This is a genomic window from Streptomyces sp. TP-A0356 (genome assembly GCF_001417775.1).
In the GTDB taxonomy this organism is placed as follows: domain Bacteria; phylum Actinomycetota; class Actinomycetes; order Streptomycetales; family Streptomycetaceae; genus Streptomyces.
In genome coordinates this window covers 432,436-450,311 of the sequence record NZ_BBZJ01000014.1, presented here as the reverse complement: position 1 = coordinate 450,311, position 17,876 = coordinate 432,436, and the positions used below count along the sequence as shown (strand labels likewise).

Here is a 17,876-nt window from a genome sequence, read left to right as displayed (position 1 = left end):
AGACCTTATGTTGATATTCCGAATGGCGAGACGGCAGGGTTGGGCTAGAGGGTGCAGGGGCGCGGGGCGCGTGGGACGGCATGGGGCAGGGGTCTGGTGGCGGCGGTGTCCGCGCTGGGTATGACGGGGGCGCTGGTGAGCTGCTCGGGCGCGGGCGGATCCGGGGGAGTGACGCTGCGGCTGGTGGCCGCGGACTACGGGGACTCGTCGGCCAACAGCTCCAAGAAGTACTGGGACCAGCTGGTCCGCGGCTTCGAGGCGGAGCACTCCGGTATCAAGGTCGAGGTCAGCGTCTACTCCTGGAACGACGTGGACCGCAAGGTGACGGAGATGGTCGCCGCCGGCGACGCGCCCGACATGGCGCAGATCGGGGCGTACGCGGACTACGCGGCGGCGGGCAGGCTGTACCGGGCCGACGAGGTGCTCTCGATCCCCTCCCAGGCGGACTTCGCCTCGGAGCTGAGCGACGCGGGGAAGGTGAACCGCGTCCAGTACGGCATGCCGTTCGCGGCGTCCACGCGGCTCCTCTTCTACAACAGGACGCTGTTCTCCGAGGCGGGCATCACCCCGCCGACGACCTGGAGCGAACTGGCGGCGGACGCGCGTGCCCTCAAGGCCAAGGGCGTGAAGTTCCCCTACGCCCTGCCGCTGGGACCGGAGGAGGCGCAGGCGGAGACGATGCAGTGGCTGCTGAGCGGCGGTGACGGCTATCTGGACGGCTTCGGCTCCTACAACCTCGACTCCACGCAGAACGTGGCCACCTTCACCTGGCTGAAGGACGAACTGGTGGGCAAGGGGCTGACCGGCCCGGTGCCCCCGGCGCAGCTGAACCGCGCCGACGCCTTCACCGCCTTCACCCGTGGCGAGGTCGGCATGCTGAACGGCCACCCCTCCCTGATGAAGGCGGCCGCGGCCAAGGGCGTGCAGTTCGGCATGGTGCCGATGCCCGGGATCAACGGCCGGGCGAAGTCGACGATGGGCGTGGCGGACTGGATGACGGCGTTCAGGCAGAACGGCCACCAGGACCAGATCCGCACCTTCCTCGACTACGTGTACGACGAGAAGAACGTCCTGGACTTCTCGCGCGAGTACGACCTGCTGCCGGTGACCAACTCGGCGCAGGAGACCATGGCGGCCTCGCCCCAGGACGCGGATCTCGCGCCGTTCCTGCAGGAGCTGCCGAGCTCGGAGCTGTACCCGGTCGGCAAGACGTCCTGGGCGGGCGTCAGCGCGGAGATCAAGAAGCGGATAGGCAAGGCCGTCGGCCCGGACGGCAGCCCGGCGGCGATCCTGGGCCAGCTGCAGCGGGCGGCGGTGACGGCCGACAGCGCCTCCGCCGGCTAGGGCGGATGTCGGACCCGCCGATTACCGTTCCCCCCATGGAAGAGCTCACCTCCCGCGAAAAGGCCATCCTCGCTCTGGAGGGGCGCAGCTTCTCCGGGCCGGGGGCCAAGGAGCGTGCCATACGTGAGCGGCTGGGGCTCGCCCCCGTGCGCTACTACCAGCTGCTCAACGCCCTCCTCGACGACCCGAGGGCCCTCGCCCACGCCCCGGTGACCGTCAACCGGCTGCGCCGGGTGCGGGAGTCCCGCCGCGCGGAGCGCTGAGCGGGACGCCTCGGCGCGCACCCATGAGCCATGGGTGCGCCCGCCCCCGCCCGGATAGGGTCGTCCCATGGGCAGCCACACGGATTCCTTGCCGACGCCCGCCACTGCGGCCGGGCGCGACGGACTCGACGCCATCCTCGCCCGGCCCGACCGGGCCGTCCTCGCGTTCGACTTCGACGGGACGCTCGCCCCGATCGTCCCCGACCCCGACCAGGCCCGCGCCCACCCGGACGCGGTCCCCGCCCTCGCGGCCCTCGCTCCGAAGGTCGCCTCCATCGCGGTCGTCACCGGCCGCCCCGCCGGTGTCGCCGTCCGCTACGGCGGCTTCGCGGGCGTCCCCGGACTCGACCACCTCGTCGTCCTGGGCCATTACGGTGCCGAACGCTGGGACGCCCGCACCGGTACCGTCAAGGCCCCCGCCCCGCACCCCGGCGTCGCCGCCGTCCGGGCCGAACTCCCCGGCCTCCTCGAACGGATCGGCGCCTGGCACGGCACCTGGATCGAGGAGAAGGGGCGCGCCGTCGCGGTGCACACCCGCCGCGCCGACGATCCGCAAGCCGCCTTCGAGGCCCTCCGCGAGCCCCTCGCCGACCTCGCCACCCGCCACGGACTGATCGTCGAACCCGGCCGCATGGTTCTGGAGCTGCGCCCGCCGGGCATGGACAAGGGCGTGGCCCTGCTGGAGTACGTCCGCGAGATCGGCGCCGGAGCGGTGATGTACGCGGGCGACGACCTCGGCGACCTCCCCGCCTTCGCCGCGGTCGACAAGCTCCGCTCCGACGGCGTCCCGGGCCTGCTGGTGTGCAGCGGCAGCGAGGAGGTCACCGAGCTGGCGGAGCGGGCGGACCTGGTGGTCGACGGCCCGGAGGGGGTCGTACGGCTGTTGAGGTCATTGGCACAGGAGCTGGACTGAACGCGCCCCACCGGGCCCCACCGCTCAACCCTCCAACGCGGCCAACTGATCCAAGAACCACCGAGCCGGGGGAAGCGCCGTAGCCTGCGCGGCAAGCCGCTTCGCGCGCTCCGCACGCTCCCCCGGCCCCATCGACAGCGCCGTGTGCAGCGCCTGAGCCATGCCCCCGATGTCGTAGGGGTTCACCGCCACCGCGTCCTCGGCCAGTTCCTCGTACGCCCCCGCCTCCCGGGACAGCACCAGCACGCAGCCCTGGTCGGAGACCACCGGGACCTCCTTGGCGACGAGGTTCATACCGTCCCGGATGGGGTTCACGAAGGCCACGTCAGCCAGCCGGTACGCGGCCAGCGAGCGCGCGAAGTCGTCCTTCACGTGCAGCTCCACCGGGATCCACCCCGGCGTCCCGTAGCGGGAGTTGATCTCCGTCGCCACCCGCTGGACCTCCGCCGTGTACTCGCGGTAGACGGCCAGGTCCTGACGGGAGGGGTAGGCGAAGGCGACGTGGACGACCCGTTCGCGCCACTCCGGACGCGACCGAAGCAGTTCCTCGTACGCCAGCAGCCCGCGCACGATGTTCTTCGACAGCTCCGTGCGGTCCACCCGCACGATCGTCTTGCGGGGGCCCCCGTCGGGGGCCGAGCCGATCTGCTTGCGCAGTACGGCCATGCGCTCGCCCACGTCCGGCTGGTGGGCCCGCTCGCGCAGGAAGTCGGCGTCCGCGCCCAGCCCGTGCACGCCGATGCGCGTGCCCGACGGGATGCCGGGGCCGAGCACCGCGTGACAGCAGTCGGTGAACGCGTCCGCCCAGCGCTGCGTGAGGAACGCCGCCCGGTCCGCGCCGAGGATCCCGCCGAGCACCTGCGCCGCGATGTCGTCGGGCAGCAGACGGAAGTACTCCGGCGGCGCCCACGGCGTGTGCGAGAAGTGGCCGATCCGCAGGTCGGGCCGCAGCTCGCGGAGCATCCGGGGGGCCAGGGTGAGGTGGTAGTCCTGGATCAGCACCGCCGCGCCCTCGGCCGCCTCCTGGGCCAGAGCCTCGGCGAACGCGCGGTTGTACGTCTCGTACGCCGCCCACTGCCGCCGGAACTCCGCGTCGAAGATCGGCTCCAGCGGCGTCTGGTACAGCATGTGGTGCACGAACCACAGCACCGAGTTCGCGATGCCGTTGTACGCGGCCGCGTGCACCTGCGGGTCGATGTCGAGCATCCGTACCCGCTGTCCGCCGGTGTCGGCCGGATCGAGCGCCCCGCCCGTCCGCCGTACGGCCTCCCGGTCGGCGTCGCCGAGGGCGGAGCACACCCAGACCGCGTCCGTGTCCGGGCCGATCGCCGACAAGCCCGACACGAGTCCGCCTCCGCCGCGCCTGGCGGTGAGCGCCCCGGTCTCGTCCAGGGAGTACGAGACCGGGCCGCGGTTGGAGGCGACGAGAACGGAAGCCGCATGCGAAGCCATGCCACCAAACCTAGCCCGGTGCGGAAACGCTCAAACGTGCGGTTCGGCCGTATGCGGAGCCGCACACAGCGGGGGTGTCGCGGTCGCGCCCGTGCGCGGAAAGGCTCAGGCCGCCTTCCGTTCCAGGTACTCCGCGATCTCCGTCATCGGTGGCCTCTCCTCCGTGTCCACCGAGTACGTCCGTGGCTCGAAACCCCCCTCGCTCCGTACGAACTGGGTGAGCGCGGGACGGATCAGATGGCCGCGGGCCAGGCGGAGCTGGGCGGTGCGGTAGATCGCGGCGGCCATGCGGCCCAGCGCCTGGCCGTCCTGGTGGCGGTGTTTGCGCACCCCGACGTCGACCTGGGCCAGGGCGTCCAGGCCCACCAGATGCAGGGCGTCGACCAGCATGCCCAGCTCGACCCCGTACCCGACCGGGAACGGAAGCCGTTCCAGCAGGGAGCGGCGGGCCGCGTACTCGCCGCCGAGCGGCTGTACGAAGCCGGCGAGCTGCGGCCAGTGCATGTTGAGGAGCGGGCGCGCCATCAGTTCCGTGACGCGGCCGCCCTGGCCCGCCGCGGCCGTGCCGGAGGCGCGCCCGTCGGAGACGGTCAGCGGCCGGTCGTACATCGCCTTGACCAGGTCCACGCCCGGGTCGGTGAGCAGGGGGCCCACGATCCCGGAGACGAAGTCCGACGAGAACTCCTTCAGGTCCGCGTCGATGAAGCAGACGATGTCACCGCTGGTGACCAGGAGGGAGCGCCACAGCACCTCGCCCTTGCCGGGCAAGGCCGGCAGGCGCGGCAGGATCGCGTCGCGGTGCACCACCGTCGCGCCGGCCGCCGCGGCGACCTCGGACGTGCGGTCCGTCGAGCCCGAGTCGACGACGACGATCTCGTCGACGAGGGGAACCTGGTGCATGAGGTCGTGGCGGATGACGGCGACGATCTCGCCCACCGTCTCCTCCTCGTTGAGCGCGGGCAGCACGACGCTGACCGAAGAGCCAGATGCGCGCTTGGCGGCAAGGATCTTGTGGAGCGGGCGATCGGTCACGGACCAGGAGCGGGTGCTCAGCCAACGCTCGACTTCTTCCAGCACAGTCTGCGGCTCCTCACGTTCGTTCGACGGAGGTGGGCAAAGGGGTCTTCAAACGGTTCTCTGTCTGATCCATCTCGCGGTTCGGACGGCTATCTCAACTCTCCTGGCCTTCGGTTACAGTCTTGAACAACGCCGGTGACCATCGCATGTCGGAGGTCGCCGGGTATCGCACGAGTGAAACAACCGCATACAGCTCATCCAGAGGGGCAGAGGGACACGGCCCGATGAAGCCCCGGCAACCCTCCAGTCGGCTCTCGTAGATCACTCCTGATCGTCTCGGCGAGGCTCCCGACTAGGGAAGGTGCCAAATCCGTCTCACGGCGAGGTGCGTCGTGAGGAAGATGAGGAGAAAGGGCCTCGCCTGACATGGCTGTGCAGACTGTCGCCAGCACCACCGACTCCGTGGACCTCGGTCCCGCCGCGGCTCTGTCCTGCCGCGAGTGCGGCCACCGCGTGCCGCTCGGCCCGGTCTTCGCCTGCGAGGAGTGTTTCGGCCCGCTGGAAATCGCGTACGACTTCTCGGGCTACGACACCGAGGAACTGCGGAAGCGGATCGAGGCGGGCCCCGCGAACATCTGGCGCTATGCGCCGCTCCTGCCGGTCCCGGCGGACGTCGCCGGCAAGCCGAACCTCAACCCGGGCTGGACCAAGCTCGTCAAGGCCGACAACCTCGCGCGCGAGCTGGGCGTGACCGGCGGGTTGTATGTGAAGGACGACTCCGGTAACCCGACGCACTCCTTCAAGGACCGCGTGGTCGCCCAGGCGCTGGAGGCGGCGCGGGTCTTCGGCTTCACCACCCTCTCCTGCTCCTCCACCGGCAACCTCGCGGGCGCGGTCGGCGCCGCGGCGGCCCGCGCGGGCTTCCACTCCTGCGTCTTCATCCCGCACGACCTGGAGCAGGGCAAGGTCGTCATGGCCGCGATCTACGGCGGCGACCTCGTCGGCATCGAGGGCAACTACGACGACGTGAACCGCTTCTGCTCCGAGCTGATCGGCGACCCGGCCGGCGAGGGCTGGGGCTTCGTCAATGTCAACCTCCGTCCGTACTACGCGGAGGGCTCCAAGACCCTGGCGTACGAGATCGCCGAGCAGCTGGGCTGGCGGCTGCCGGACCAGATCGTGGTCCCGATCGCCTCGGGCTCGCAGCTGACGAAGATCGACAAGGGCCTGCAGGAGCTGATCAGGCTCGGGCTCGTCGAGGACAAGCCGTACAAGATCTTCGGTGCGCAGGCCGAGGGCTGCTCGCCGGTGTCGACCGCGTTCAAGGCGGGCCACGACGTCGTACGGCCGCAGAAGCCGGACACGATCGCCAAGTCGCTGGCGATCGGCAACCCGGCGGACGGCCCGTACGTCCTCGACATCGCCCGCCGCACCGGGGGTGCGGTGGAGGACGTGACGGACGAGCAGATCGTGGACGCGATCAAGCTGCTGGCGCGGACCGAGGGCATCTTCGCGGAGACGGCCGGTGGTGTGACCGTCGGTGTCACGCGCAAACTCGTCGAGAGCGGTGTACTCGACCCGGCGAAGACGACGGTGGTCCTCAATACCGGCGACGGCCTCAAGACGTTGGACGCGGTGGCCGGTACCGGGCTGACCGCCACGATCCGCCCGAACCTCGACTCGTTCCGCGAAGCCGGGCTCGTCTGAACCGCCCGTCCCGCCAGCCGTACCCCGACCGGAGGTCAAACCCCATGAGCGTCACCGTCCGCATCCCGACCATCCTGCGCACCTACACCGGCGGCCAGGCCGAGGTGGGCGCCGAGGGCGCGACCCTCGGCGAGGTCATCGCCGACCTGGAGAAGAACCACACCGGCATCGCGGCCCGCGTTCTGGACGACCAGGGCAAGCTGCGCCGGTTCGTCAACGTGTACGTGAACGACGACGACGTCCGCTTCGAGCAGGGTCTGGAGACGGCGACGCCGGACGGCGCGGGCGTGTCGATCATCCCGGCCGTCGCGGGCGGCTGACATCACTCACCGGTCCCGTCATTACCCTCGGTAACGCCGAACACCGGGAGTTCATCGAATTGCCCTCTCCGCGAGAGAAGCGGAGGGGGCAATTCTGCATGGTTGAGCACGGTACAGTTGGGGAACTCGCCCGCGGTTTACCGGCGGGCGCACCGGCTTCCCGGCGCACACCCGACAAGAAGCAGCCAAACTGTGCAGGGCTTTTGCGCCATTCATTCCTTTTGCGGGGCCCGACTTGCCCTGAATTCGGGCGAATTCTTCGTACATTCCCGACCGGTCGCGTCCTGAATTCTCGTCCGATTGACCTGTTGCAGAGGGCAGTTGGACAGATACATTCAGCCGCGGTCGACGCGTTCCGGCGCACGCCCCCAACCGTTGGGGGGTGAGGTCTGACCCGGATCCGCGAAGTGTGGATCTGTGCAAGGGCCAGTAATAGGGGAGTTAGGCATGGCTCAGGGCACCGTCAAGTGGTTCAACGCGGAGAAGGGGTACGGCTTCATCGCGGTCGACGGTGGTGCGGATGTTTTCGTCCACTACAGCGCGATCCAGATGGACGGCTACCGCACCCTGGAAGAGGGCCAGCGGGTCGAGTTCGAGATCTCGCAGGGTCAGAAGGGGCCGCAGGCGGACATGGTCCGCCTGGCGGGCTGAGGTTGCGCGCCGACGACTGAACTGTTCGACGTGTCGAGGGGCTCGTATCCCGTTCGGGGTACGAGCCCCTCGGTCTGTCCGGGCACCGGGGCACGCGCAGATCGTGCGCCCCCGTACACCTGTGTTTACCTGCCCATCCCTGGATGCCGCTTGCACTCGGCAGGGGCGAGTGCTAATCATTGGCGTTAGCACTCTGATGGTGAGAGTGACAAAGAAGGACCGGGTCGGTGAGGCCGCGGGCCGGGAGGGGCAAGGAACCTCCGGCCTGGGCCGTCCGTCGCGGGCGCGGGCGCGGTCCGAAGTAATCACCCCCAGTCCTGGAGGGACCACTTCACATGGCCAAGATCATCGCGTTCGACGAGGAGGCGCGGCGCGGCCTCGAGCGCGGCATGAACCAGCTCGCGGACGCCGTCAAGGTGACCCTCGGCCCCAAGGGCCGCAACGTCGTCCTCGAGAAGAAGTGGGGTGCCCCCACGATCACCAACGACGGTGTCTCCATCGCCAAGGAGATCGAGCTCGAGGACCCGTACGAGAAGATCGGCGCCGAGCTGGTCAAGGAAGTCGCCAAGAAGACGGACGACGTCGCCGGTGACGGTACGACCACCGCGACCGTGCTCGCCCAGGCGCTGGTCCGCGAGGGCCTGCGCAACGTGGCCGCCGGTGCCAACCCGATGGCCCTGAAGCGCGGTATCGAGAAGGCCGTCGAGGCCGTCTCCGCCGCCCTGCTGGAGCAGGCGAAGGACGTCGAGACCAAGGAGCAGATCGCCTCCACGGCCTCCATCTCCGCCGCCGACACCCAGATCGGCGAGCTCATCGCCGAGGCCATGGACAAGGTCGGCAAGGAAGGCGTCATCACCGTCGAGGAGTCGCAGACCTTCGGTCTGGAGCTGGAGCTCACCGAGGGCATGCGCTTCGACAAGGGCTACATCTCGGCGTACTTCGCCACCGACATGGAGCGTATGGAGGCCGTCCTCGACGACCCGTACATCCTGATCGCCAACCAGAAGATCTCCTCGGTCAAGGACCTGCTCCCGCTCCTGGAGAAGGTCATGCAGTCGGGCAAGCCGCTGCTGATCATCGCCGAGGACGTCGAGGGCGAGGCCCTGTCGACCCTGGTCGTCAACAAGATCCGCGGCACCTTCAAGTCCGTCGCCGTCAAGGCCCCGGGCTTCGGCGACCGCCGCAAGGCCATGCTCGGCGACATCGCCATCCTCACGGGCGGCGAGGTCATCTCCGAGGAGGTCGGCCTCAAGCTGGAGAACGCGACCCTGGACCTCCTGGGCCGCGCCCGCAAGGTCGTCGTGACCAAGGACGAGACCACGATCGTCGACGGCGCCGGCTCCCCGGAGCAGGTGCAGGGCCGCGTGAACCAGATTCGCGCCGAGATCGAGAACAGCGACTCCGACTACGACCGTGAGAAGCTGCAGGAGCGCCTGGCGAAGCTGGCCGGCGGCGTGGCCGTCATCAAGGCCGGTGCCGCTACCGAGGTGGAGCTCAAGGAGCGCAAGCACCGCATCGAGGACGCCGTCCGCAACGCCAAGGCGGCCGTCGAGGAGGGCATCGTCGCCGGTGGTGGCGTGGCCCTGCTGCAGGCCTCCCAGGTCTTCGAGAAGCTGGAGCTGGAGGGCGACGAGGCCACCGGTGCCGCCGCCGTCAAGCTGGCGCTCGAGGCTCCGCTGAAGCAGATCGCCGTCAACGCCGGCCTGGAGGGCGGTGTCGTGGTGGAGAAGGTGCGCAACCTGACTCCGGGCCACGGCCTGAACGCCGCGACCGGTGAGTACGTCGACCTGATCAAGGAAGGCATCATCGACCCGGCGAAGGTGACCCGTTCCGCCCTGCAGAACGCCGCCTCCATCGCCGCGCTGTTCCTCACCACCGAGGCCGTCATCGCCGACAAGCCGGAGAAGGCCGCCGCGCCGGCCGGCGGCGGCATGCCGGGCGGTGACATGGACTTCTGAGCCGGCCAGGCTCGGACCCGGTCCGTTCCCACCGAGGGCGGCACTCCCTGGAAGCAGGGGGTGCCGCCCTCTGGCGTGTCCGGGATCACAGGACAGGCGGCCGGCCGCCGGAATTCCCCGTACCGGCAGCTCGGTTGAGCAGTACACAGGCATTTGATGCATACGCACATACCAACTGGTACCACCTGTCCCCTGCCGAGGAGCTCCCCACATGACCGTCACCGCCCCCGACGCCGCCTCCCGCGCGGCCCGGATCCTCTCCCGTCCCGTCTCCCTCAACGGCCTGACCGTCCCCAACCGGATCGTGATGGCGCCGATGACGCGCATGTTCTCCCCGGGCGGCGTGCCCGGTGAGGACGTGGTGTCGTACTACGCCCGTCGCGCCGCCGCCGGTGTGGGCCTGATCGTCACCGAGGGCACGTACGTGGGCCACGATTCGGCCGGTCAGAGCGACCGGGTCCCGCGATTCCACGGCGAGGAGCAGCTCGCGGGCTGGGCGAAGGTCGCCGAGGCGGTGCACGCCGGGGGCGGCACGATCGTGCCGCAGCTGTGGCACATCGGCATGGTGCGCAAGGCCGGCGACCCGCCCTACGCGGACGCGCCGGCCGTCGGCCCGTCCGGTCTCCGCCTCGACGGCACCGAGGGCACGGGCAGGGCCATGACGCAGCGGGACCTGGACGACGTGATCGCGGCCTTCGCCGAGGCGGCCGCCGCCGCCGAGCGGATCGGCTTCGACGGTGTGGAGCTGCACGGGGCGCACGGCTATCTGCTCGACCAGTTCCTGTGGGAGGGCACCAACCGCCGCACCGACGCCTACGGCGGCGACCTCGTGGCCCGTACGAAGTTCGCCGCGGAGATCGTGGCGGCCGTACGGGACTCGGTCTCGCCGGAGTTCCCGGTCATCTTCCGCTATTCGCAGTGGAAGCAGGACGCGTACGACGTCCGGATCGCCCAGAGCCCCGAGGAACTGGAGGCGATCCTCACCCCGCTCGCCGCGGCCGGCGTGGACGCCTTCCACGCCTCCACCCGCCGCTACTGGCTGCCGGAGTTCGACGGCTCGGACCTCAATCTGGCGGGCTGGACGAAGAAGCTCACGGGCAAGCCGGCCATCACCGTCGGTTCGGTGGGCCTGGGCGGTGACTTCCTCCGTGCGTTCCAGGGGGAGGGCGCAGCCGTGCGGGGCATCGACGACCTCCTGGACCGACTGGAGTCGGAGGAGTTCGACCTGGTCGCCATCGGCCGTGCCCTGCTCCAGGACCCGCAGTGGGCGGAGAAGGTCCTTCAGGGTCGCTTCGGCGAACTGGAGCCGTACGACGCGGCGGCGCTGAAGACGCTGCACTGAGCCCTCCGGCCGGGCGGCGCCCCGTTCGCGGGACCGCCGCCCGGCCCTGGCGTGCAGGACCCGGGCGAGCGGGCCGGGGCAGCGGAGGTCCCCGGGGCCGAGGCGTAGTGTTCCTGTGATCGTCGGGCTCCGGGTGGTCGCCGTCCCTTCAACGGGCGGCGGCCGCCCGGCCCTTGGCGCCATCCTGTTCAGCGGCGCTCCGTGAGGGGCCGCCCCGGTCACCAGTGAGGGGTCATCATGACGACAGCCGAGTCCCGCGGACGGACGGCCGGGCCGGTGGTGCGCACCGCCGCCGGTGCGGTGCGCGGGCGCCGGGAGGACGGGCTGGCGGTCTTCCGCGGCATTCCGTTCGCTCAGCCGCCGGTGGGGGAGGCGCGTTTCGCCGCGCCGCGCCCGGTGCGTGCCTGGGAGGGGACGCGTGAGGCGTACGCCTTCGGGCCGCCGCCCCCGCAGGAAATGGGGATCCAGGGACGCACCCGGGTTCTGGACGTGCCCCTCGGCGACGACTGGCTGACCGTCAACGTCTGGACTCCCGAGGCCGACCCGGCCGCCCGCCGTCCCGTCATGGTGTGGGTCTACGGCGGCGCCTACAAGGTCGGTCACTCCGGCAGCCCCGGCTACGACGCCCAGCACATCGCCCGTGACGGAGACCTCGTCGTCGTCACCTTCAACCACCGTGTGGGAACCGAGGGTTTCGCCCTCGTCGAGGGAGCCCCCGCCAACCGTGGTCTGCTGGACCAGGTCGCCGCCCTGGAGTGGGTGCGCGACAACATCGCGGCGTTCGGCGGCGACCCCGACCGGGTCACGGTCTTCGGCGAGTCGGCCGGTGCCGGATCGATCGCCGCGCTGCTGGCCATGCCGCGCGCGGCCGGACTGTTCCGGCGGGCGATCGCCCAGAGCGTGCCGGGCACCTACTTCTCCGAGGAGCTGGCCCGGGACATCGCGACCGCCCTCGCCGCGGAGGCGGGCCTGCGCCCGACGGCCGCCGACCTGGCGACCGTGGACCCGCGCCGACTGACCGACGCGGGGCAGGCGTTGGGCACGAAGATGCTCCAGTACCAGGACCGGTGGGGGCAGGTCGCCCCCACGATGACCCCGTTCTCGCCCGTCGTCGACGGCGAGGTCCTGCCCACCACCCCCTGGCGGGCGCTGGCGGCCGGGGCCGGCCGGGACATCGAGCTGATCGCCGGGCACAACCGGGAGGAGTTCCGGCTGTTCCTGGTCCTCGGCGGGCTGCTCGGGAAGATCACCGACGAGCAGGCGACGGCGGCTCTGCGTCTGTTCGCGCCGGGCCCGGACGGCGAGCGCGCCTACCGTGCCGCGTTCCCCGACGCCACACCCGACGAGCTGTACGAACGGGTCCAGTCCGACTGGCTCTTCCGTATGCCCTCCCTGCATCTGGCCGAGGCGCAGGTGGCCGGCGGCGGCCGGGCGTTCGGGTACGAACTGACCTGGCCGGCCCCGGGCAGCGGAGGCGTTTTCGGTGCCTGCCACGGCCTCGACATCCCGCTGCTGTTCCGCACGTTCGGGGCCGATCTCGGCAACCTGCTGTTCGCGGGGGTGGAACCCTCGCCCGAGGCCGAGGCGCTGTCCTCCCGCCTCCGGACGTCCTGGACGGCGTTCGCGAGGACCGGCGACCCGGGCTGGCCGGCGTACGACACCGAGCGGCGGCTGGTGCAGATCCTCGACGCACGGCCCGAGGTCACCACGTATCCGGAGGAGGAGTCGCGGCGGATGTGGGAGGGCTACGAGTTCCCCGCGCTGCCGCTGCTCGCGTAGGGCGGGCGGGTGAGGCTCGCGGGCGCTCAGCGGTGTCAGGGGCCTTGGCATTGCTGCTCACCTCTTCCCTGCACGGAGCGCCGACGCGCTGCGCGGGCAGGGCGGTGCCAAGGGACCGCCGAAGGAGCGCCGGACGTCGGCGCCTACGCCGTGGACGTACGGGACGGGCGGATCGGCCAGGTCGTGGGGCGCGTGGGCGGTCACGTCCAACTGCGGCCCGGCGGCGGACGCGCGTGGGACCGTCCGCCCACTCGCGGACCGGGCTCACTCGGGGGCGGGGGCGAGGCGGGCCGACGGGCGCACGTCGTCAGGAAGCCGCCGCGTCCCCCCGTCGGAACAGGCACGGACAGGGTTGCTCACCTCCCCCCGGGCTCGACCACCGCCAGCCGTCGCAGCGTGTCGAAGGACAGGGAGTCGTCGAGGCCGAGGCTGATCTGCGTTTCGTCCATGGCCGACTTGGCCGCGGCGCCCAGCGCGGACGCGAGGAGAGCGCACAGCCTGACCGCGCTCAGCCTCCGGAACTCGTCCAGAGGCGCCAGCCGTGTGCGGATCGTCCCCAGGAACTTCTCCGCCTCGTCCTCGCCACGGATGCGCTGCAGCAGGACGTAGGCGATCTCCGGAGTGTCGTTCGCGGCTGCCCGGCCTGTCTGGGCGTTCAGTCGGAGCGCCGACTTCGCGAGACTCACGAGCGCGTATCCAGCTCGGCTGGAGTCGAGTCTGAAGCCGACCCGGTCGTCGAGAGCGAGAGCCGCGAGACCGGCGGAGGTCTGCGCATGGCCGTCGTCCCGCATGCAGTTGGAGAACTCCACGAGGAACCCTCTGAGGGCGGCGCGGGAGTCGCGGTACTCGTGCACATGCGCGGCCAGGTCGCGAGCGTACTTGACGGGCCGGGCTCCGCCTTCCCTGCGAAGGGCGCGCAGCAGGCTCACCCGTGATTCCAGCAGCGGCCCCGTCCCCTCGACGGCTCCGGTGGCCGCCCACACGGCCTCGGGAACCGACAGGTTGCGGGAGAGCAGGTAGGCGTCGCGGAACCCGTCGATCTCACTTGCATCCGCTGCCCTCAGCGCACCACCGGCCCTGCCCACCAGCGTGTAGACCTTCTGCGCGGAACCGTCCCGGTGCAGGTAGTCGACCACGGCCGAGGCGATGGCAGGATGCCGCGAGTAGACCCGGTCACCCGCGAAGGTGACGGCCGCCTCCCGGCCGAGGATCCGCAGAATCTTGCCGTCCGCGAAGACCTCGCCCTTTCCCACCATTTCCGCGATCACTGAACGGCTCGCACCCTTGCCTCGGTTTCCATCCCTGTCCAGGGTGTGCTGCATCACGCAGATACCGGCGAAGACATCCCCGAGGGTCACGGTGTCGGTCAGGTCGATGTCCCCAAGCTTCCTCAGCAGGTCCTCGACGCGGTGGCCGAGCTCTGGTCCGTAACGGACGTCGAGCACGGCACCGAAGAGCGTGTTCGTCTCCGTCGCCATGGCACCCGCGGACGCGGCGAGTCGGGCGGCCGCGGCCTCGGCGTCGGCCAGAGAGGAGGGCAACAGGCCCATCGTCTGCCACGCGGCTGCGATGTTGCCGGCGTCCTCGCTCGTGATGCCGTGGAAGAGAACGGGACTGATGTGCGGGCGCAGATAGGAACCTGCGCCCTGCCACCACAGCCGGTCGTGGCTGGCGAGCAGGAACGCGAAGCCGGAGTTCTTCACCCCCCAGACGCGTTGGGTGGCCACGAGTTCGTCCATGACCAGATCTGCTTCGTCGATGCAGATCAGGGCCCGGTCCGAAGCGTTGCGCACCTCACTCAGCCAGGACTCGCTGATGGGGGGCGCCCCGGGTTCGCGCCACAGCACGTCCCAGTCCTGCCGGGAGGAAGCGAGCGACATGGCCACCTGCCGTACCGCGAGCGATTTGCCCTCGCCGAGAGGGCCGATGGCGACCACACCGCCTCCGCCGCCGTTCTCCAGGCAGTCGAGGAGTTCCTGCTCCAACGTCTGTGTGGAGCTGAGCACGGGCCAGCGGCCGGGCCCTGCATCGTCCCAGTCCGGACGTCGTCCCTCGGCGAAGTGGGCGGGGTCGTACTGCGAGGAGGGGGCCCGTCGCGGCACTCGCGAGTAGCCGAAGGGGGACGCCTTCTCCTGCGCCTCGACACCGTCCGCGTCGAGTTCGCCGCCGAAGAGCTCATGGCCGTCGATCCCCAGATAGAGACTGAAGCCGGGCGCACTCACGAGTTCGTTGAGCACGCCATCCCCTAGGGCATCGGCCGGCTCCGACTCGTGGGCCGCCCAGAGGACTTCGGCCTGCAGGAGGTCCGCGTCGTTGAGAATCCGGCTGCGCAGGCTCTTCATGAAGCCGTCGAGCCAGCCGCTGTACCCCACGACGAGCACCACGGAGTTCGTGAGCATCTTCTGGAGCACGGCGTCGAGCTGAGGCCTGTCCGCAGTGATCCGGGAGGGCACGTTGCTCGTCGCGGGGCCGGTCCAGTACCCGTGAAGGTGCAGCACCGGGTGGGTGGTTGCCTCCCGGAGCTGATCGGGCGTGGGAGCGGAGTCGGTGGTGACCGGGATGGCGACAGCGTCGACACCGGCCTTGGTCAGCGCGATCTCGATGAGCGGATCGAAGTTCGTGGTGATGACGGGGCCGCGCACGCTGCCGTCCAGGGACGCGAAGAAGTGGGCGAACCTCTGGTATCCCAGCGGAATCTCCCAGGACCCGGTGTCGCGGACGAGCGCACGGCACTGCTCCTCGTTCCTCGCGACCTTGGCGGCCTCCTCCTTCGGCACGTCGCGGCATGCCTGCAGCACGGCGGTCCGGATCGCGCGCATCACCGTGTGCTCACCGGCCTGCCTGGTCAGGATGGCCGCGGCGTTCTGGTACTTGAGTCCCGGATCCGGGAGGGCGTCGATCGTCGCGTCGAACCTCGCCCTGCCCGCGCGTGGCACATGCTCCCGGAAGAGCTCCGTCAGCTCCGGAACGCCCGGCAGTACCGAGTTGCTGATCCCCGAACCGAAGACAGTGACGAGGCGGCGGTCCGCCTCCTGCGCGAGCACTTCCAGCCGGATCCTGAGTTCGAGGAGGTCACCGAACGCGATGGGATTCATGTGGAAGATGAAACCACTTGTCGGTGACGGAGAGTTGACCTTCCGTCATATGAGTCGACCGGGACGCCGCGGAGTTCTTCCGGGGCGGCGCCCGCCCAAGTCAGCCCGCCGCCTTCTCCAGTGCCGTGCGCAGGTGGCCTCCGCTCTCCGTGAGGAGCCGTGCCGCCGACGGGCCGTCCACGCCGCTCAGGATCGTCAGGATCGCGTTCTTGACCTCGCCGTCCGTGGCCGCCAGGGCACCCTCGATCTCCTCGTCCGTCGCGCCCGTCGCCAGCGCCACGATCCGGCGGGAGCGGGCGCGCAGCTTGTCGTTGGAGGCGCGGACGTCGACCATCAGGTTCCCGTACGTCTTGCCCAGTCGGATCATCGTGATCGTCGAGAGCATGTTGAGGACCAGCTTCTGCGCCGTGCCCGCCTTCAGGCGCGTCGAACCGGTCAGCAGTTCGGGCCCGACCACGATCTCGATGCCGTGGTCGGCGGCCGCCGCGAGCGTGCTGTCCGCGTTGCAGGACAGGCCGACCGTGAGCGCGCCGCGCGCCCGTGCGTGCTCCACCGCGCCGACCGCGTACGGGGTGCGGCCGGACGCCGAGACGCCGACCACCGTGTCACGGTCCGTCAGTCCCAGCGCCTCCAGGTCGGCCGCCGCCAGCTCCTGGGAGTCCTCCGCCCCCTCGACCGACGTCACCATCGCGCCGGGGCCGCCCGCGATCAGCCCCACGACCTGCGCGGGGTCCGTGTTGAAGGTCGGCGGGCACTCGGACGCGTCCAGGACCCCGAGCCGTCCGGCGGTACCCGCGCCCGCGTAGACCAGCCGGCCGCCCCGGGCCATCCGCTCCGCGACGGCGTCGATCGCGGCGGCGATCTGCGGGAGCCGCGCGGCGACCGCGGCCGGCACGGTCGCGTCCTCGCCGTTCATGATCTTCGCGATCTCCAGCGTCGGCAGCTGGTCGATCTCGGCCAGCTCGGGACGGAACGCCTCCGTGGTCAGGGTCTCCAACTCTGCTCTCAGATCGTGGTGATGGGGCGAGGAGGTCATGAGGAGCGGCTCTTTCCGGTGCGGCGCTGTTCTGGGAGGAAGACGGGTGGGGGCTAGCGCTTCGTTCCGCCACGCGGATGGTGGCGGTGGGCCAGGGCCTCGTAGGAGGCGGACAGCGCGGGCGCGGCGGTCTCGTACGTCCGTTGCGCCACGCCGACGAACAGGCAGTCCACGACCAGGAGTTGGCTGGTGCGGGACGACATCGCGGCGGGCCGCAGCTCGCTCTCGCGCGCGGTGGAGGTGGTGAGGATGTGGTCGGCGTACTGCGTCACGGGCCCGTCCGGACGGCCGGTGATCGCGACGGTCGTCGCTCCGTGCTCGAAGGCGACCCGCAGCGGCTCGATGACGTCGCCGGTGGAGCCGGAGTGGGTGATCGCGATCGCCACGTCCTTGGCGCGCAGCTGTACGGCGTTGGTGACGGCGAGGTGCGGGTCGCTGTGCGCGTGGGCTATGAGGCCTATTCGCAGCAGCTTCTGGACGAGGTCCTGGGCGACGAGCCCGGACGCCCCGATGCCGTAGACATCGGTGCGGCGGGCGGCGGCGAGCGCGGCGACGGCGGCGCCGAGCTGCACGGTGTCGAGCCCGGCCGCCGTGTCGGCGAGGGTCTGCTGCTCGTCGTACGCGAGCTTCGCGACGACATCCGCGATGGGATCGTCGACCGCGATGTCGGCGGTGACGGACGGCGCGCGGCCCGACTGCTGCTGGGCGGCGAGGCCCGCGAGGGCGAGCCGCAGGTCCCGGTAGCCGGGATAGCCGAGGAGGCGGGCCGTGCGGACGACGGTGGCCTCGCTGGTCCCGGTGAGTTCGGCGAGCCCGGTGACGGTGAGTGCCGCACACCCGGCCGGGTCTCCGGCGACGGCCTCGGCGACGCGTTGCATGGACCGGGTCATGGAGGGGGCGAGGGTCCGTACCTTGGCGGCGAGCGCGGCGGGTGCGGGCGGCGCGTCCGGGCCCACCGACCCTGCGAAAGTTTCCTTCACATGCTGGGTCACATGTGAA

Annotated in this window: 14 protein-coding genes and 1 riboswitch; of the genes, 9 read left to right on the top strand and 5 right to left on the bottom strand. The window is 70.6% G+C overall.

Annotated features, from left to right (window positions below):
* The first annotated feature begins 120 nt into the window (after positions 1 to 120).
* The 3 genes from ASC56_RS07955 to otsB all read left to right on the top strand — a co-directional run bounded on the left by ASC56_RS07955 (position 121) and on the right by otsB (position 2,520).
* Entirely contained in the window at positions 121 to 1,344 is a 1,224-nt protein-coding gene (locus ASC56_RS07955; RefSeq protein ID WP_079102374.1) for an extracellular solute-binding protein, read from the top strand.
* A gap of 35 nt (positions 1,345 to 1,379) precedes the next feature.
* Entirely contained in the window at positions 1,380 to 1,607 is a 228-nt protein-coding gene (locus ASC56_RS07950) for a DUF3263 domain-containing protein (RefSeq protein WP_055490514.1), read from the top strand.
* A 67-nt stretch (positions 1,608 to 1,674) separates the two neighbouring features.
* A complete protein-coding gene (gene otsB / locus ASC56_RS07945) occupies positions 1,675 to 2,520 on the top strand; it encodes a trehalose-phosphatase (protein WP_055490513.1) in 846 nt (281 codons plus the stop codon).
* A 24-nt stretch (positions 2,521 to 2,544) separates the two neighbouring features.
* On the opposite strand, the gene ASC56_RS07940 is transcribed toward otsB, so the two are convergent.
* Positions 2,545 to 3,972, bottom strand: a complete 1,428-nt coding sequence (locus ASC56_RS07940; protein ID WP_055490512.1) for a trehalose-6-phosphate synthase — start codon at positions 3,970 to 3,972, stop codon at positions 2,545 to 2,547.
* Positions 3,973 to 4,077: 105 nt separating this feature from the next.
* A complete protein-coding gene (locus ASC56_RS07935; RefSeq protein ID WP_055490511.1) occupies positions 4,078 to 5,049 on the bottom strand; it encodes a glucosyl-3-phosphoglycerate synthase in 972 nt (323 codons plus the stop codon).
* Between the two features lie 191 nt (positions 5,050 to 5,240).
* A riboswitch (SAM riboswitch) is annotated at positions 5,241 to 5,397 on the top strand.
* Between the two features lie 18 nt (positions 5,398 to 5,415).
* On the opposite strand from ASC56_RS07935, the gene thrC reads away from it, so the two are divergent.
* The 6 genes from thrC to ASC56_RS07905 all read left to right on the top strand — a co-directional run bounded on the left by thrC (position 5,416) and on the right by ASC56_RS07905 (position 12,746).
* Complete coding sequence (thrC, locus tag ASC56_RS07930) at positions 5,416 to 6,696, top strand: threonine synthase (RefSeq protein ID WP_055490510.1); 1,281 nt, start codon at positions 5,416 to 5,418, stop codon at positions 6,694 to 6,696.
* Positions 6,697 to 6,740: 44 nt separating this feature from the next.
* A complete protein-coding gene (locus ASC56_RS07925; protein WP_055490509.1) occupies positions 6,741 to 7,016 on the top strand; it encodes a MoaD/ThiS family protein in 276 nt (91 codons plus the stop codon).
* A 447-nt stretch (positions 7,017 to 7,463) separates the two neighbouring features.
* A complete protein-coding gene (locus ASC56_RS07920) occupies positions 7,464 to 7,667 on the top strand; it encodes a cold-shock protein (protein ID WP_009339379.1) in 204 nt (67 codons plus the stop codon).
* 335 nt (positions 7,668 to 8,002) lie between these two features.
* Positions 8,003 to 9,625: a chaperonin GroEL gene (gene groL / locus ASC56_RS07915; RefSeq protein ID WP_055490508.1), complete on the top strand. Its 1,623-nt coding sequence runs from the start codon at positions 8,003 to 8,005 to the stop codon at positions 9,623 to 9,625.
* Positions 9,626 to 9,836: 211 nt separating this feature from the next.
* Complete coding sequence (locus ASC56_RS07910) at positions 9,837 to 10,967, top strand: NADH:flavin oxidoreductase (RefSeq protein ID WP_055490507.1); 1,131 nt, start codon at positions 9,837 to 9,839, stop codon at positions 10,965 to 10,967.
* A gap of 237 nt (positions 10,968 to 11,204) precedes the next feature.
* Positions 11,205 to 12,746: a carboxylesterase/lipase family protein gene (locus ASC56_RS07905; protein ID WP_055490506.1), complete on the top strand. Its 1,542-nt coding sequence runs from the start codon at positions 11,205 to 11,207 to the stop codon at positions 12,744 to 12,746.
* Positions 12,747 to 13,102: 356 nt separating this feature from the next.
* Here the strand turns inward: ASC56_RS07905 and ASC56_RS07900 are convergent, their stop codons facing one another.
* The 3 genes from ASC56_RS07900 to ASC56_RS07890 all read right to left on the bottom strand — a co-directional run bounded on the left by ASC56_RS07900 (position 13,103) and on the right by ASC56_RS07890 (position 17,869).
* Positions 13,103 to 15,841, bottom strand: a complete 2,739-nt coding sequence (locus ASC56_RS07900) for an SIR2 family protein (protein ID WP_055490505.1) — start codon at positions 15,839 to 15,841, stop codon at positions 13,103 to 13,105.
* 100 nt (positions 15,842 to 15,941) lie between these two features.
* Positions 15,942 to 16,877, bottom strand: coding sequence for an N-acetylmuramic acid 6-phosphate etherase (gene murQ, locus ASC56_RS07895; protein ID WP_055490504.1), 936 nt, complete (start codon positions 16,875 to 16,877; stop codon positions 15,942 to 15,944).
* 53 nt (positions 16,878 to 16,930) lie between these two features.
* Complete coding sequence (locus ASC56_RS07890) at positions 16,931 to 17,869, bottom strand: MurR/RpiR family transcriptional regulator (protein WP_055490503.1); 939 nt, start codon at positions 17,867 to 17,869, stop codon at positions 16,931 to 16,933.
* Between the last annotated feature and the right edge of the window lie 7 nt (positions 17,870 to 17,876).

Bases quoted from the DNA above. Each gene is read 5' to 3' on its own strand.
- ASC56_RS07955 (WP_079102374.1), top strand. From the start codon at position 121: ATGACGGGGGCGCTGGTGAGCTGCTCGGGCGCGGGCGGATCCGGGGGA.
- ASC56_RS07950 (WP_055490514.1), top strand. From the start codon at position 1,380: ATGGAAGAGCTCACCTCCCGCGAAAAGGCCATCCTCGCTCTGGAGGGG.
- otsB (WP_055490513.1), top strand. From the start codon at position 1,675: ATGGGCAGCCACACGGATTCCTTGCCGACGCCCGCCACTGCGGCCGGG.
- ASC56_RS07940 (WP_055490512.1), bottom strand. From the start codon at position 3,972: ATGGCTTCGCATGCGGCTTCCGTTCTCGTCGCCTCCAACCGCGGCCCG.
- thrC (WP_055490510.1), top strand. From the start codon at position 5,416: ATGGCTGTGCAGACTGTCGCCAGCACCACCGACTCCGTGGACCTCGGT.
- ASC56_RS07925 (WP_055490509.1), top strand. From the start codon at position 6,741: ATGAGCGTCACCGTCCGCATCCCGACCATCCTGCGCACCTACACCGGC.
- ASC56_RS07920 (WP_009339379.1), top strand. From the start codon at position 7,464: ATGGCTCAGGGCACCGTCAAGTGGTTCAACGCGGAGAAGGGGTACGGC.
- groL (WP_055490508.1), top strand. From the start codon at position 8,003: ATGGCCAAGATCATCGCGTTCGACGAGGAGGCGCGGCGCGGCCTCGAG.
- ASC56_RS07910 (WP_055490507.1), top strand. From the start codon at position 9,837: ATGACCGTCACCGCCCCCGACGCCGCCTCCCGCGCGGCCCGGATCCTC.
- ASC56_RS07905 (WP_055490506.1), top strand. From the start codon at position 11,205: ATGACGACAGCCGAGTCCCGCGGACGGACGGCCGGGCCGGTGGTGCGC.
- ASC56_RS07900 (WP_055490505.1), bottom strand. From the start codon at position 15,841: ATGAATCCCATCGCGTTCGGTGACCTCCTCGAACTCAGGATCCGGCTG.
- murQ (WP_055490504.1), bottom strand. From the start codon at position 16,877: ATGACCTCCTCGCCCCATCACCACGATCTGAGAGCAGAGTTGGAGACC.